Annotated in this window: 14 protein-coding genes; 8 read left to right on the top strand and 6 right to left on the bottom strand. The window is 69.4% G+C overall.

Annotation, left to right across the window (positions count from 1 at the left end):
* Nucleotides 1-19 precede the first annotated feature (19 nt).
* On the bottom strand, nt 20-508 hold the full coding sequence (locus ABZ128_RS23425; RefSeq protein ID WP_356850739.1) for a glutathione peroxidase: 489 nt from the start codon (nt 506-508) through the stop codon (nt 20-22).
* Between the two features lie 187 nt (nt 509-695).
* On the bottom strand, nt 696-1,508 hold the full coding sequence (locus ABZ128_RS23420; RefSeq protein WP_356850738.1) for a hypothetical protein: 813 nt from the start codon (nt 1,506-1,508) through the stop codon (nt 696-698).
* Between the two features lie 281 nt (nt 1,509-1,789).
* On the opposite strand from ABZ128_RS23420, the gene gcl reads away from it, so the two are divergent.
* Nucleotides 1,790-3,577 (top strand): glyoxylate carboligase, encoded by a 1,788-nt coding sequence (gene gcl, locus ABZ128_RS23415; protein WP_356850737.1) that lies wholly within the window; start codon nt 1,790-1,792, stop codon nt 3,575-3,577.
* A gap of 88 nt (nt 3,578-3,665) precedes the next feature.
* Here gcl and ABZ128_RS23410 read toward each other — a convergent pair whose 3' ends face one another.
* Nucleotides 3,666-4,379, bottom strand: a complete 714-nt coding sequence (locus tag ABZ128_RS23410) for a TetR/AcrR family transcriptional regulator (protein WP_356850736.1) — start codon at nt 4,377-4,379, stop codon at nt 3,666-3,668.
* A gap of 134 nt (nt 4,380-4,513) precedes the next feature.
* On the opposite strand from ABZ128_RS23410, the gene ABZ128_RS23405 reads away from it, so the two are divergent.
* The gene (locus ABZ128_RS23405) at nt 4,514-5,947 is read left to right on the top strand and encodes an MFS transporter (protein ID WP_356850735.1); all 1,434 of its coding nucleotides are present in this window, start codon (nt 4,514-4,516) and stop codon (nt 5,945-5,947) included.
* Between the two features lie 399 nt (nt 5,948-6,346).
* Here the strand turns inward: ABZ128_RS23405 and ABZ128_RS23400 are convergent, their stop codons facing one another.
* The 3 genes from ABZ128_RS23400 to ABZ128_RS23390 all read right to left on the bottom strand — a co-directional run bounded on the left by ABZ128_RS23400 (nt 6,347) and on the right by ABZ128_RS23390 (nt 9,851).
* On the bottom strand, nt 6,347-7,804 hold the full coding sequence (locus ABZ128_RS23400) for a catalase (RefSeq protein WP_356850791.1): 1,458 nt from the start codon (nt 7,802-7,804) through the stop codon (nt 6,347-6,349).
* A 247-nt stretch (nt 7,805-8,051) separates the two neighbouring features.
* Nucleotides 8,052-8,942, bottom strand: coding sequence for a 2-hydroxy-3-oxopropionate reductase (locus ABZ128_RS23395; RefSeq protein WP_356850734.1), 891 nt, complete (start codon nt 8,940-8,942; stop codon nt 8,052-8,054).
* 75 nt (nt 8,943-9,017) lie between these two features.
* Nucleotides 9,018-9,851, bottom strand: coding sequence for a TIM barrel protein (locus ABZ128_RS23390; RefSeq protein ID WP_356850733.1), 834 nt, complete (start codon nt 9,849-9,851; stop codon nt 9,018-9,020).
* A gap of 126 nt (nt 9,852-9,977) precedes the next feature.
* On the opposite strand from ABZ128_RS23390, the gene ABZ128_RS23385 reads away from it, so the two are divergent.
* The 6 genes from ABZ128_RS23385 to ABZ128_RS23360 all read left to right on the top strand — a co-directional run bounded on the left by ABZ128_RS23385 (nt 9,978) and on the right by ABZ128_RS23360 (nt 14,206).
* Nucleotides 9,978-10,229, top strand: coding sequence for a hypothetical protein (locus ABZ128_RS23385; protein WP_356850790.1), 252 nt, complete (start codon nt 9,978-9,980; stop codon nt 10,227-10,229).
* Complete coding sequence (locus ABZ128_RS23380) at nt 10,226-10,609, top strand: helix-turn-helix domain-containing protein (RefSeq protein WP_356850732.1); 384 nt, start codon at nt 10,226-10,228, stop codon at nt 10,607-10,609. The genes ABZ128_RS23385 and ABZ128_RS23380 overlap by 4 nt, the downstream gene beginning before the upstream one ends.
* A gap of 153 nt (nt 10,610-10,762) precedes the next feature.
* A complete protein-coding gene (uraD, locus tag ABZ128_RS23375) occupies nt 10,763-11,269 on the top strand; it encodes a 2-oxo-4-hydroxy-4-carboxy-5-ureidoimidazoline decarboxylase (RefSeq protein ID WP_356850731.1) in 507 nt (168 codons plus the stop codon).
* A gap of 5 nt (nt 11,270-11,274) precedes the next feature.
* Nucleotides 11,275-11,667 (top strand): hydroxyisourate hydrolase, encoded by a 393-nt coding sequence (gene uraH / locus ABZ128_RS23370; protein ID WP_356850730.1) that lies wholly within the window; start codon nt 11,275-11,277, stop codon nt 11,665-11,667.
* 5 nt (nt 11,668-11,672) lie between these two features.
* Nucleotides 11,673-12,596: a factor-independent urate hydroxylase gene (gene pucL / locus ABZ128_RS23365; protein ID WP_356850729.1), complete on the top strand. Its 924-nt coding sequence runs from the start codon at nt 11,673-11,675 to the stop codon at nt 12,594-12,596.
* 206 nt (nt 12,597-12,802) lie between these two features.
* The gene (locus ABZ128_RS23360; protein ID WP_356850728.1) at nt 12,803-14,206 is read left to right on the top strand and encodes an 8-oxoguanine deaminase; all 1,404 of its coding nucleotides are present in this window, start codon (nt 12,803-12,805) and stop codon (nt 14,204-14,206) included.
* Nucleotides 14,207-14,343: the final 137 nt, after the last annotated feature.

The following is a 14,343-nucleotide window of genomic DNA, read 5'->3' as shown; positions in this document are numbered from 1 at the left end:
CCCCGGCCGACGGGGCCCGTTACGCGGGGAGCTGGGCCTCGATCGCCGCGATGACCTCGGGGGACTCGGGCTCGGTGCGCGGGCGGAAGCGGGCCACGACCTCACCGGCGGGGGAGATCAGGAACTTCTCGAAGTTCCACTGGATGTCCCCCGCCTCGCCGTCCGCGTCCGGGGTCTTCACCAGCTCCTGGTACAGCGGGTGCCGGTTCTCGCCGTTGACCTCGGACTTCTCCAGCATGGGGAAGGTCACGCCGAAGCCGGCCGCGCAGAACGTCTGGATGTCCTCGGCTGTGCCGGGCTCCTGCCCGCCGAACTGGTTGCAGGGCACGCCGATGACGGTGAAGCCCTTGTCCTGGTACGCGAACTGCAGCCGGGCCAGCCCGGAGTACTGCGGGGTGAGCCCGCACTGCGAAGCCGTGTTCACCAGCAGGATCGCCTTGCCCTTGTGGGCCGCCAGGCTGGTGGGCTCGTCGGACAGGGTGGTCAGCGGGATGTCGTACAGGCTCATCGGGCACTCCTCGGCAGTCAAGGGCGGGCGGCAACCAGTGGATCGACCAGTACAGCAACCGGTGAATCAACCAGGGGATCAACCAGTCGTTCTACCAGGGGACCGGCCGGTGGATCGACCACGGGGTGACGTCTTTCGATCCTGAAGCCTGACCGGAAAACCACCCCCGGCCGCCTGGCCCCCCTCCTCAGGCCCCCGTACCGACCAGGGCGTCGGCGGGATCGTTGACCGGCTGCGGCATGCCCGTGAGATCCATGACGAACAGCGGTATCCCCAGGTCGTCCGCGCGGCTGCGGGCGTCCTGGGTGTATCCGGCGAGGGAGAAGTAGACGCTGGTGGCCGAGGCGGTCAGCCCGTTCAGCCAGACGCACTCCACCGCCCGCAGCCCGGCCGGCGCGGTGGTCGGGTCCACCTGGGCGACCAGTCCGGGCGCCCGGAGGTCCACGGCCGCCGAGGGGATGGGACGCCCGTCGGGCTGGCGCACGTCCTGGAAGCCGAGCCAGCGCAGGTACAGCGCGGCCGTGGCCACCGCGTCCCGGGCCGTACGGATGGTCACCGGCCGGAAGGCGGGCCGCCCGCCCTGCCCGGCCTGCCCGCCGTCCGCGGCCTTCGCCGGAGCCTGGCCGGGCACGGCGGGCGGCAGGGGTACGTCGACGAGGTCGCCCCGGGCCGGAGGCACACCGGCTCCCGCCCCGGACCCCACCGGCTGTGCCGGCTCGGGGGCCTGCACCGGTTCCACCGGGTGCACCGCGATCCGCACCACCGTCCCGCACGACGAGCACCCCAGCTCCGGGTGCGGCCACTCGCTCACCCGCGCGCAGACCGTGCACCGCACCGCCACCCAGGTGTCCGACCAGGTGCGGTGCGTCAGCGGGAGGGGCGGCGCCGCCAGGTCCAGCGGAGGGACGACCGGGTTTCCACAGGCGCACGGGAACACCGGCGCCACGTAGCCGTTCTCGCGCAGGCACGCCGGGCAGCGCACCGGTACCGCTTCCGCCATGAGAGCCGAACCCCCTCCGTCGCCGTGCGTGTGCCCATGGTCCACCAACGGCGACCGGCGGCGCGAGTCCGTCCTCCACATTGCGCCGGTAATCGGCCGCGGAACCGGTCGTTCGTACAAGTTCACCCAGTGAGAAGCGGCTTTTGGTGGGTTCCGGGGTGGCCCCACGCCTTGACGTGCGGGGACTGGCCGCTTAGCTTGTTCCGTATAGCAGAACAAAACTTCCGGATTGTGGAAACAGCCCGGGAAGCAGCCTGACCGCCAGACCGCAGGAGAACTCGATGCCTCGTATGACAGCCGCCGCCGCTGCAGTGGAGATCCTCAAGCGCGAGGGTGTCGATCAAGCGTTCGGCGTGCCCGGCGCTGCGATCAACCCGTTCTACCGCGAGCTCAAGAACGTGGGGGGCATCAAGCACACCCTCGCCCGCCACGTCGAGGGCGCCTCGCACATGGCGGAGGGCTACACCCGCACGGCTCCCGGCAACATCGGCCTCTGCATCGGCACCTCCGGTCCGGCCGGCACCGACATGATCACCGGTCTGTACTCGGCGATCGCCGACTCCATCCCGATCCTGTGCATCACCGGTCAGGCGCCGGTCTCCAAGCTGCACAAGGAAGACTTCCAGGCCGTCGACATCGCCGCGATCGCCAAGCCGGTCACCAAGAAGGCCACCACCGTCCTGGAGGCCGCGCAGGTCCCGGGCGTCTTCCAGGAGGCCTTCCACCTGATGCGTTCCGGCCGTCCCGGCCCGGTCCTCATCGACCTGCCGATCGACGTGCAGCTGACGGAGATCGAGTTCGACCCGGAGACCTACGAGCCGCTGCCGGTCTACAAGCCGCAGGCGACCCGCGCCCAGGCCGAGAAGGCCGTCCGCTTCCTGCTGGAGTCCGAGCGCCCGCTGATCGTCGCCGGTGGCGGCATCATCAACGCCGACGCCTCCGACCTGCTGGTCGAGTTCGCCGAGCTGACCAACGTCCCGGTCATCTCCACCCTCATGGGCTGGGGCGTCATCCCCGACGACCACGAGCTGAGCGCGGGCATGGTCGGCGTGCAGACCTCGCACCGCTACGGCAACGCCACGTTCCTGGAGTCGGACTTCGTCCTGGGCATCGGCAACCGCTGGGCCAACCGTCACACCGGTTACAACCTGGACGCCTACCTCGGTGACCGCAAGTTCGTCCACGTCGACATCGAGCCCACCCAGATCGGCAAGATCTTCGCCCCGGACTACGGCATCGCCTCCGACGCCAAGGCTGCGCTGAAGCTCTTCATCGAGGTGGCCAAGGAGCTCAAGGCCGAGGGCAAGCTGCCCGACTACAGCGGCTGGGTCGCCTCCCACCTGGAGCGCAAGGGTTCGCTGCAGCGCCGTACGCACTTCGACAACATCCCGATGAAGCCGCAGCGCGTCTACGAGGAGATGAACAAGGCCTTCGGCCCGGAGACGCGCTACGTCACCACCATCGGCCTCTCCCAGATCGCCGGCGCCCAGATGCTGCACGTCTTCAAGCCGCGCCACTGGATCAACTGCGGCCAGGCCGGCCCGCTCGGCTGGACCATCCCGGCCGCGCTGGGTGTCGCCACCGCCGACCCGGAGAACCCGGTCGTCGCCCTCTCCGGCGACTACGACTTCCAGTTCATGCTGGAGGAGCTGGCGGTCGGTGCGCAGCACAAGATCCCGTACGTCCACGTCCTCGTGAACAACGCCTACCTCGGCCTGATCCGCCAAGCGCAGGGCGGCCTCGGCATCAACTTCGAGGTCAACCTGGAATTCGAGAACATCAACACCCCGGAGATCGGCGTCTACGGCGTCGACCACGTGAAGGTCGTCGAGGGCCTCGGCTGCAAGGCGATCCGCGTGACCGACCCGAACGAGCTGGGCGCCGCCTTCGAGGAGGCCAAGAAGCTGGCCGCCGAGTACAGCGTCCCGGTCGTCGTCGAGGCGATCCTGGAGCGCGTCACCAACATCTCGATGAGCAAGACGGTCGACATGAGCGACGTCACCGAGTTCGAGGAGCTCGCGACCGAGCCGGGCCACGCCCCGACCGCGATCCGCCCGATCTCGGCCTGATCCCCGAGCCGGCCCGTACGACGAACGGCCCCCGTCCCTCCGCGAGGAGGGGCGGGGGCCTTCGTGCTGCGCGGGCGCGGCACCGGGCTCAGCCCGAGCTCAGACCGCCGATCAGCACCTCGATGCCGAGGGCGAGCCGGGCCGCGGCCGGGCCGCCGGCCAACTCGGCGGCGCTCGCCGCGAGATGCGGGTAGCGGACCGGGTCCAGCCCGGCCAGCCGCTCCTCGATGGAGACGGCGGCGTGCCGGTGGTCCAGGGCGGTCTGCAGGGCGTCGGGGCCGCCGCTCGCCGGGGGAGCGGCGACGGAGACCTCGTAGCTCACCGCGCCGATGTACAGGGCGATCAGATCGCAGCCCCACGCGGCCCGTCGGCGCTCCACGCCCCCGGCGAGCAGCAGGCCCAGGATGCGGTCGAAGAGGCCGAGCCAGGCGGGGGTGGCGGGGATGGTGCCGAGGGAGACCCGCCCGATGCCGGGGTGGGCGTTGAGGGCGTGGACCACGTCGGTGACCAGCGCGGCCAGCCGGGAACGCCAGTCCCCGGGAGGGTCGGCAGGCAGCTCCGGCAGCGGCACGGTCGCGATCACCGCGTCGTGCATCAGGCGCAGGAGCTCCTCGCGCTGGGAGACGTAGACGTACAAGGACGCGGGGCCGGTGTCGAGCTCGGCGGCCACCTTGCGCATGGTGACCGCGTCCAGGCCCTCGCGCCGCAGGACGCGCAATCCGGCGTCGACGACGGCCCGTTCGCTGAGCGGGGGCTTGGCGGGACGGGAGCGGGTGCTCTTGCGCGGGGGCGGGGTCTGCATGGCGACAGGTTAGCAGTTGACAGCGAACGCTGTTCGTTGCGAACGTTGTTCGTGACGAACGGCGTTCGTTACGGGTGCTGCTGCCCGTCGTCCTTCGTCATGACTCTCGTCTGCCACGCCCCCGGGGGATCGCCATGACCGTTCTGCCACCGCAACCACAGCCGCAGCACCTGCAGCCGGCCGCGCAGCCGGGGCCGCAGCCGCATCCCAGTCGATGGGCCGTGCTCTGCGTCGTCCTCCTCGCGGAGGTCATGGACCTCCTGGACGCCACCATCACGGGTGTCGCCGCCCCCGCCATCGCCGCCGACCTCGGCGGGGGCCGGGAGGTGACCCAGTGGCTGCAGGCCGGCTACACCCTGCCCTTCGCTGCCCTGCTGATCACCGCCGGACGGCTGGGGGACCGGTTCGGGCGGCGGCGGCTCTTCCTCATCGGCGCCGCCGGATTCACCGTGGCCTCGGCGCTGTGCGCCCTGGCCGGCGGACCGGGCACGCTGACCGCCGCCAGGGCCCTCCAGGGCGCCTTCGGCGCGCTGCTGCTGCCCCAGGGGTTCGGCATCATCAAGGAGACCTTTCCCGAAGCGGAACTGGGCCGGGCCTTCGGCCTGTTCGGCCCCGTCATGGGCCTGTGCGCGGTCGGCGGGCCGGTGCTGGGCGGACTGCTGGCCGGCGCCGACCTGTTCGGCACCGGCTGGCGCCTGGTGTTCCTGGTGAACCTGCCGCTCGGCCTGGCAGCAGTGGCCGGTGCCACGCGCTGGATCCCGCGCGGGAAGTCCGACCCCGGGCTGCGGCTCGACGTACCGAGCATGCTGCTGGCCGGGGCGGCCTCCGCGGCCGTGGTGTACCCGCTCGTGCAGGGGCCGGAGCTGGGCTGGCCCCTCTGGTCGCTCGTCCTGGCGGCCGCGGGGCCCGCGGGGTTCGTGTTCTTCGGGCGGCTCCAGCGGCGGCGCCCGTCCCCGCTGGTGGAGCCGGGCCTGCTGGCCAACCGGGCCTACACCGGGGGCATGTGGGTCGCCCTGGTCTTCTACGCCTCGTTCACCGGGCTGATGCTGGTGCTCTCGCTCTTCCTCCAGGGCCCGCTCGGGCTCTCGCCGCAGGGGGCGGGTTACGCCATCGCCCCCATGGCCCTCGGCATCGCCCTGTCGGCGGGCCCGGCCGGCTCGCTCGCCCGGCGGCACGGACGTGTGGTGATCCAGAGCGGGATCGTCCTGACCGCCCTCGGCCTCGTGCTGCTCGCCGTCTCGGCCGGAGCAGCGGTGGACGGCTGGCGGCTGGTGCCGGGCACCCTGCTCACCGGTCTCGGCATGGGCCTGGTCGTCCCGCCGCTGTTCGACGTCATCCTTGCAGGGGTGGCGGAACCGGAGGTGGGCTCGGCCTCCGGAGTCCTGGACGCCGTGCAGCAGCTGGCCAACGCGCTGGGGGTGGCCCTGCTGGTCACCGTCTGGAGGGCCTTCACCGACCACGGCGCTGCGGCCGCCACCGCGCTGTCCGCCACGGCCCTGACGACCCTGGTCCTCCTGGCCGCCGCCCTCGCCCTCTCCGTACGCCTTCCGCGCCACGCCCGGGCATGACGGCGCACGACGGTGCATGACGACGCACGACAAAGCGCCGGGTCACGGGACCGTCCGTGACTCGGCGCTTTGGGTGTGACCGCCCGACGGTGCGAGGCTGGCGCGACAGGACGTTCGCACCGCCGGACGGAGTCATGTGCCCCTCGTGCAGGGGGCTCTGTGCGTGGCCCCTGTACGAGAGGAGTGGCTGGGACCGTGGCGGGCGGCGACGAGAACCCCGGCACCGTCTCCCTCAGGTCAAGAGACGGGTCGGAGAACCCATTACCACCGCACTGGCTCGACGCCCGCCACGGTCCTCGTCCCGCCCCCGCCGCGTACCACCCCTCATCCGGGTCCGCAGCAGGGGCTGAGCACCCGGAGCCTGACCTCCCGCCAGGCTCCCGGCGCAGCTTGTGGGGCTCAGCCCTCGCGCAGGGCGCGGACGGCCTCCTCGACGCGCTTGCCGTAGTCGGCGTCCGCGGCGTGGAAGTGAGCCAGGTTCTTCTCGATGACGTCTTCGAGGGTGACCTGCGACAGGCCGCCCGCGATGTTCGCCACCAGGCGCTGCTTCTCGGCCTCCGACATCAGGCGGTAGAGCTCACCGGCCTGGAAGAAGTCGTCGTCCTTGGTGTGCGCCGGGGCCGCGTGGGTGCCCGTGTAGCCGGAGACGGCCTTCGGGGCGCCCAGCGCCAGGCCGGTCTCGGCCGGGCCCTGGTACGAGTTGGGCTCGTAGTTCTTGTCGTGGCGCGAGCCGTTGCGCAGCGCCATGACACCGTCGCGGCCGTAGTTGTCCGCCTTCGTCGCCTTCGGGGCGTTGACCGGCAGCTGGGTGTGGTTCACACCGAGGCGGTAGCGCTGGGCGTCGGCGTACGCGAACAGGCGGCCCTGGAGCATCTTGTCCGGCGAGGCGGTGATGCCCGGGACGAAGTTGTTCGGGGAGAAGGCGGACTGCTCGACCTCGGCGAAGACGTTGTCCGGGTTGCGGTCGAGGACCAGGCGGCCCACGCGCTGCAGCGGGTAGTCGGCGTGCGGCCACACCTTGGTGAGGTCGAACGGGTTGAAGCGGTAGTCCGCGGCCTCGGCGGCCGGCATGATCTGGACGTAGAGGGTCCAGCTCGGGTTCACACCGCGCTCGATCGCCTGGAGCAGGTCGGTCTGGTGCGAGTTGGCGTCCTTGCCGACCAGCTCTGCGGCCTGGTCGGACGACAGGCAGCGGATGCCCTGGTTCGTCTTGAAGTGGTACTTGACGAAGAAGGCCTCGCCCTGCTCGTTGGTCCACTGGTAGGTGTGGGAGCCGTAGCCGTTCATGTGGCGGTACGACGCCGGGATACCGCGGTCACCCATGAGCCAGGTGATCTGGTGCGTCGCCTCGGGGGCGTGCGCCCAGAAGTCCCAGACGTTGTCCGGCTCCTGCTTGCCCGTGAAGGGGTCGCGCTTCTGGGAGTGGATGAAGTCGGGGAACTTGATCGGGTCCTTGATGAAGAACACCGGGGTGTTGTTGCCGACGAGGTCGTAGTTGCCCTCTTCGGTGTAGAACTTCAGGGCGAAGCCGCGGGGGTCGCGGACCGCGTCCGCGCCGCCCAGCGAGTCGGCGACGGTGGAGAAGCGCAGGAAGGTCTCGGTCTTCTTGCCGACCGTGTTCAGGAAGGCGGCGCTGGTGTACGCGGTGACGTCGTCGGTCACCTCGAAGTAGCCGTACGCCGCGGAGCCGCGGGCGTGCACGACACGCTCCGGTATGCGCTCACGGTTGAAGCGGGCAAGCTTCTCCAGGAGCTGCTGGTCCTGGATCAGGAGCGGGCCACCGACGCCGGCGGTGGCGGAGTTCTGATTGTCGGCGACCGGGGCGCCGGACTCGGTCGTCAGCGTGCGCTTCGACATGGTGACCTTCCGTACGGGTAACTGCCGACGGAAAGTGCCTTCCGTCATGCGGAACAACCTAGTTCGAGGCTGAACTTAACGTCAACAGTTTGTTGAAGAAAGATGAGAGAGGGTGATCCGGACGGCGCCGGCGCTTGGGCGCGACAGGACAGGTGTCAGCACCGGCGCCATCCGGAAACTCAAGTCCCCTTGCGGGGCGTTCCGCTGGAGGGAACGGGTCCCCTGGCGGGGAGGGGTGGGCCCGGGATCAGACCTGGGCGCCGGACAGGCGCTCGACCGCGCGCAGCAGGGCCGAGTGGTCCAGGCCGCCGTCACCCTGGGCGCGCAGCGAGGCGACCAGCTGGGCGACGACCGCGCCGACCGGGAGGGCCGCACCGACGTTGCGGGCGGCGTCGGTGACGATGCCCATGTCCTTGTGGTGCAGGTCGATCCGGAAACCGGGCTTGAAGTCGCGGTTCAGGAAGTTGTCCTTCTTGCGGGTCAGGACGGTGGAGCCGGCCAGACCGCCGTTGAGGACGTCCAGGGCGGCCTGGAGGTTCACGCCGGACTTCTCCAGGAAGACCACGGCCTCGGCGCACGCCTGGATGTTCACCGCGACGATGAGCTGGTTGGCGGCCTTCACCGTCTGGCCGGAGCCGTGCGGACCGCACAGGACGATGGTCTTGCCGAGCGCCGACAGGATCGGGAGGGCCGCGTCGAAGTCGGCCTGCTCGCCACCCACCATGATCGACAGGACGGCCTCGATGGCACCGGCCTCGCCGCCGGACACCGGGGCGTCGATGACGCGGATGCCCTTCTCGGCGGCGTTCTTCGCGAGGTCGATCGAGGTCTGCGGGGTGATCGACGACATGTCGATGATCAGCGCGCCGGACTTCGCGTTCTCAAGGATGCCCTCGGGACCGTAGTTGATGGCCTCGACCTGCGGGGAGGCGGGCACCATCGTGATGATGACGTCGGCGTCCTTGACGGCCTCGGCGATCGAGCCGGCGGCGGTGCCGCCGGCAGCGGCCAGGCGGTCCAGCTTGTCCTGCTCCAGGGTGAAGCCGGTGACCGAGTAGCCGGCCTTGATGAGGTTCTCGGACATGGGGGAGCCCATGATTCCGAGGCCGATCCAGGCGATCTTGGGGAGGGTGCTCATGATGAGGGTCCTTCTCTTGATGCTTTGTACGAAAAGTGCGGGGGGTGCCTGGCTGATCGCCTGGACTTGGTCCGCCTATCGGGCGGCGCGGGCCCCGGCCGGCAGCCACTCGAAGGACGCGGCGGCGTCGGCCGCCTTGTACTCCAGGCCCACGTAGCCCTGGTATCCGGCCTTCTTCAGCTGGTCGAGCAGGTCCTCAAGGGGCAGCTCGCCGGTGCCGGGGGCACCGCGTCCCGGCTTGTCCGCGATCTGGACGTGGCCGGTCTTGGCGGCGTACTTTTCGATGACCTCGGAGAGGTCCTCATCGTTCATCGCCAGGTGGTACAGGTCGAGCAGGAACTTGGCGTTCCCGAGGCCGGTGGCCTCGTTCACCTTGTCCACGACCTCGATGCCGGCCGGGGCGCTCACCAGCGGGTAGAGCGGCGACTCGGGCTTGTTGAGGGTCTCGATCAGGAGGATCGCACCCACACGGTCCGCCGCCCGGGCGGCCACGACCAGGTTCTTGAGCGCGAGCTCGTCCTGGACGGCGGGGTCCACACCCTCCACGCGGTTGCCGTAGAGGGCGTTCAGCGCCTTGCAGCCGACCGAGGCCGCGAAATCGGCGGCCACGTTGATGTTGGCGTTGAAGCGCTCCGACTCCTCACCGGGAACCGACACCGCACCGCGGTCCGGGCCCGGCAGCCGGCCGGCGTAGAAGTTCAGGCCCACCAGCTGGGTGCCGGCGTCCTCAAGAGCCTTCTTGAGGGCGTCGAGCTCCTCCTGAGCGGGGGTGGGGGTCTCGATCCAGGGCCACCACAGCTCGACCGCGGTGAAGCCCGCCGCGGCGGCGGCCGCGGGACGCTCCAGGAGCGGGAGTTCCGTGAAGAGGATCGAAAGATTCACATCGAAGCGCTGGTCCGTGTATCCCATGAGGGGTGTGCGCTCCTTCCGTATTGCGGAAGTTTGTTTCTGCCTGATGGAAGACTGCATCGGGCTTGTCGCAGATGTCAAGTACGGACTGCCGAAAAAACCTGACCGGGAGGTAGCTTGACCAGCGTGCGATTGAGAGTGGAGTTCACGACCGAGCCCTTCGATCTCGAAGAGGCCCCCGCCCATGCCGTGGCCGCTCGCGAGGTCATCCAGAAGGCGCAGCTGGACGCCGTGGATGTCGGCCCGTTCGGCAACACCGCCGAAGGGGACGCCGGCGAGGTGCTCGGCGCGGTGTCCGCGCTGCTGCGCGATGCGCTGGAAGCCGGAGCCACGCGGGTTTCGCTTCAGGTCAACGTGATCCGGGAGGACACCCCATGACCGAACCCCGTGATCACCCGTTCGTCACCGCGGTCAAACCGCTGGTGGACGCGATGGGCGGTGTGCTGATGGATCCTGCCCTCGCGCAGCCCGACGACGTCGTGCTCACCTGGGAGGGCCAGGACCTGCTGGCGGTCCGCCTGCCCCAGCTTTCCGACTCGCTGGACCACATCCTGGCGGCCCTGGAGCGCAAACACGGCGTACCGTTGTCGCAGCTGGACCGGAAGTCCAAGCAGGGCGTGGTGCGGATACTGGAGGCGCGGGGCGCCTTCTCCGTACGGCACGGCGTGGAGACGGTGGCGAACGCACTGGGCGTAAGCCGTTTCACGGTCTACAACTACTTGAACCGGGAAAACCCCAACAAAAACCACCAGGCGTGATACCGCCTTGACCCAGCGTGACAAGCCGCCGCCCTCATTCATCCGGGCGGCGGCTTTTGTGTACGCGAAGTTTCAACAAAGTGTTGACGCCGTGTTGTCGAGGGCGTTAGCTATGCCCAGCCCGTCAAAGCAACAAGGCCACGGAGGCCTACCGTGACTTCGAGTCCGACCCCGGGTCTCACCCGGTTCAACACCTTGGACGACAGTGCGGCCACGGCCGAGCTGCACGAGGTGTGCGCCAGTTCGGCATGGGGGAGCAAGCTGCTCGCCCAGCGCCCCTTCACCAGCGCCGAAGCCCTGTTCGCCGCGAGCGACGCCGCCATGGCCGAGCTGACCGCGGCCGACCTGGAAGAGGCGATGGCGGGCCACCCGCCGATCGGTCGGCCGAAGCCCGGCGACCCGACCTCCGCCCGCGAGCAGCGCGGCATGGCCGGGGCCTCCGAGGAGCTCAAGGCTGAACTGCTCGAACTGAACCTGGCGTACCAGGAGAAGTTCGGCCACGTCTTCCTGATCTGCGCCACCGGTGCGACCGGTGAGCAGATGCGGGACGCGGTCAAGGTCCGGATCGAGAACGATGCCGAGGTCGAGCGGGAGATCGCCCGCGGAGAGCTCGTCAAGATCAACCGGATCCGACTGACCCGACTCGTCGAAGGAGAGTGACAAGCATGAGCACTGAGACCACCGCCTCGGTGTCCACGCACATCCTGGACACCAGCATCGGCCGCCCCGCCGAGGGCGTCGCCATCTCGCTGTCGGCCCGCTCGGGCTTCGACGCCGAGTGGAAGCCGCTCGGCGGTTCCGCGACCGACGCCGACGGGCGTTGCAAGGACCTCCCGGCCCTGCCGGAGGGCACCACCCACGTACGCCTCGACTTCGAGACCGAGGCGTACTTCTCCAAGAAGCAAGCCGCCGAGGCGCAGCAGGACGCCCCCCGCGTAAGGGACAGCGGTGCGTTCTTCCCCGAGGTCACGATCACCTTCGCGGTGAACCCGGGCGAGCACTACCACGTACCGCTGCTGCTCAACCCGTTCGGCTACTCCGTTTACCGAGGGAGCTAGCAGACATGCCCACGATTCTCGGCCAGAACCAGTACGGCAAAGCAGAGAACCGCGTCGTCAAGATCACGCGGGACGGCGACACCCACCACATCAAGGACCTGAACGTCTCGGTCGCCCTCTCCGGCGACATGGACGACGTCCACTACTCCGGGTCGAACGCCAACGTCCTGCCGACGGACACCACCAAGAACACGGTGTACGCCTTCGCCAAGGAATACGGCATCGAGTCCGCCGAGCAGTTCGGCATCCACCTGGCGCGCTGGTTCGTCACCAGCCAGGAGCCGATCAAGCGGGCGCGCATTCGGATCGAGGAGTACGCCTGGGACCGGATCGCCACCTCGGACGCCAACTCCAAGTTCATCGGCTCCGACGAGGTGAACCACTCCTTCGTCCGCAAGGGCATGGAGACCCGCGTCACCCAGATCACGTACGACGGTGAGAAGTGGGAGGTCATCTCCGGCCTCAAGGACCTCATCGTCATGAACTCCACGAACTCCGAGTTCTGGGGTTACGTGAAGGACAAGTACACGACCCTGCAGGAGGCGTACGACCGCATCCTGGCCACCCAGGTGTCGGGCCGCTGGCGCTTCAACTGGTCGGACGACGAGCAGCGGATGCCCAACTGGGAGAAGTCCTACGCCGAGACCAAGAAGCACATGCTCCAGGCCTTCGCGGAGACCTACTCCCTGTCGCTGCAGCAGACCCTGTACCAGATGGGTTCGCGCATCATCAACCACCGTTCGGAGATCGACGAGGTCCGCTTCTCGCTCCCGAACAAGCACCACTTCCTCGTCGACCTGGAGCCCTTCGGCCTCAAGAACGACAACGAGGTCTACTTCGCGGCGGACCGCCCGTACGGTCTGATCGAGGCCACGGTCCTGCGGGACGGCGTTGACGCCCGCATCCCCGTGGACATGACCAACCTCTGATGCGGCAGGCGCGTCCCGGGGCTCCGCAGTAGCCCCGGGACGGCGCACACCCCCCCCACGCGACACACCTTCAACTTCCTGAATCGGCACCCGGACGCAACACACGGGGCGGCAGTACTGTCAGCTGTCCAGGCCCCCGGCTCCGGCACTCAAATCCCCTGGGTTTTGCCGTGCCCGCACCGCCACTGAAAGCACGAGGAAGTCCCATGGCAGCATCGGCAGCCCAGGACGGCGCCGTAGAGCGCATCGTCATCGAAAACTGTGCGATTGCGACCGTCGACGCGAACGACACCGAGTACGCCTCGGGCTACGTGGTCGTCGCCGGCAACAAGATCGAGTCGATCGGCGCGGGCAGGGCCCCCGAGAACCTCGACAATGTGGTCCGCCGCATCGACGGCACGGGTCACCTCGTCACCCCGGGTCTGGTCAACACCCACCACCACTTCTACCAGTGGATCACCCGTGGTCTGGCCACCGACCACAACCTCTTCAACTGGCTCGTCGCGCTGTACCCGACCTGGGCCCGCATCGACGAGCAGATGGCGTACACGGCCGCCCAGGGCTCCCTGGCGATGATGGCCAAGGGCGGCGTCACCACCGCCATGGACCACCACTACGTCTTCCCCAAGGGCTCCGGCGACCTCTCCGGCGCGATCATCCGGGCCGCGTCCGAGATGGGCGTCCGCTTCACCCTCGCCCGCGGCTCCATGGACCGCAGCGTGAAGGACGGCGGCCTGCCGCCGGACCACGCCGTCGAGACCCTCGAAGGCGCGCTCGCCGACACCGAGGCGACCGTCAAGAAGCACCACGACTACTCCTTCGACGCGATGACCCAGGTCGCCGTCGCCCCGTGCTCCCCCTTCTCGGTCTCCACCGAGCTGCTGAAGCAGGGCGCCGAGCTGGCCCGCCGGCTGGGTGTGCGCATGCACACGCACGGCTCGGAGACGGTCGAGGAAGAGCAGTTCTGCAAGGAGCTGTTCGGCATGGGCCCGACCGACTACTTCGAGTCGACCGGCTGGCTCGGCGAGGACGTGTGGATGGCGCACAGCGTCCACATGAACGACTCCGACATCGCCGCGTTCGCCCGGACCAAGACCGGTGTCGCGCACTGCCCGTCCTCCAACGCCCGTCTGGCCGCCGGCATCGCCCGCGTCCCGGACATGCTCGCCGCCGGCGTCCCGGTCGGCCTCGGCGTGGACGGCACCGCCTCCAACGAGTCCGGTGAGCTGCACACCGAGCTGCGCAACGCGCTGCTGATCAACCGCCTCAACCCGGTGCACCGCGAGCGCGCCCTCAACGCGCGCCAGGCCCTGCGCCTGGGCACGTACGGCGGCGCGCAGGTGCTCGGCCGCGCCTCGCAGATCGGCTCCCTGGAGGTCGGCAAGCTCGCCGACCTGGTGATGTGGAACCTGGGCACGCTGGCCCACTCCTCCATCGCCGACCCGGTGACCGCGCTGGTCTTCGGTGCGGCCGCCCCGGTGACCCTGTCGCTGGTCAATGGCAAGCAGATCGTCGAGGACAACCGACTGCTCTTCGCCGACGAGGACGCCATCGCGGTGTCCACGCGGGAAGAGGCCCAGCGCCTCGCGCGCATCACCGCGCAGGGCTGATCTCCCCCGGCTGCGGCCGGGAGGTTCTGCAGATGTCCGGCCGGGGGGGACGGCCCCCGGCCGGCGGGGGGGGGCCCGGCCCGGGGGGGCGGCGGGCCGGGGCCGGGGGCGTATCGGGATAGACACCCCCACATAAC

This window comes from Streptomyces sp. NPDC006326, from assembly GCF_040612915.1.
GTDB lineage: Bacteria > Actinomycetota > Actinomycetes > Streptomycetales > Streptomycetaceae > Streptomyces.
Note: the sequence above shows the minus strand (reverse complement) of the source record. Positions and strands in the feature narration are given on the sequence as shown.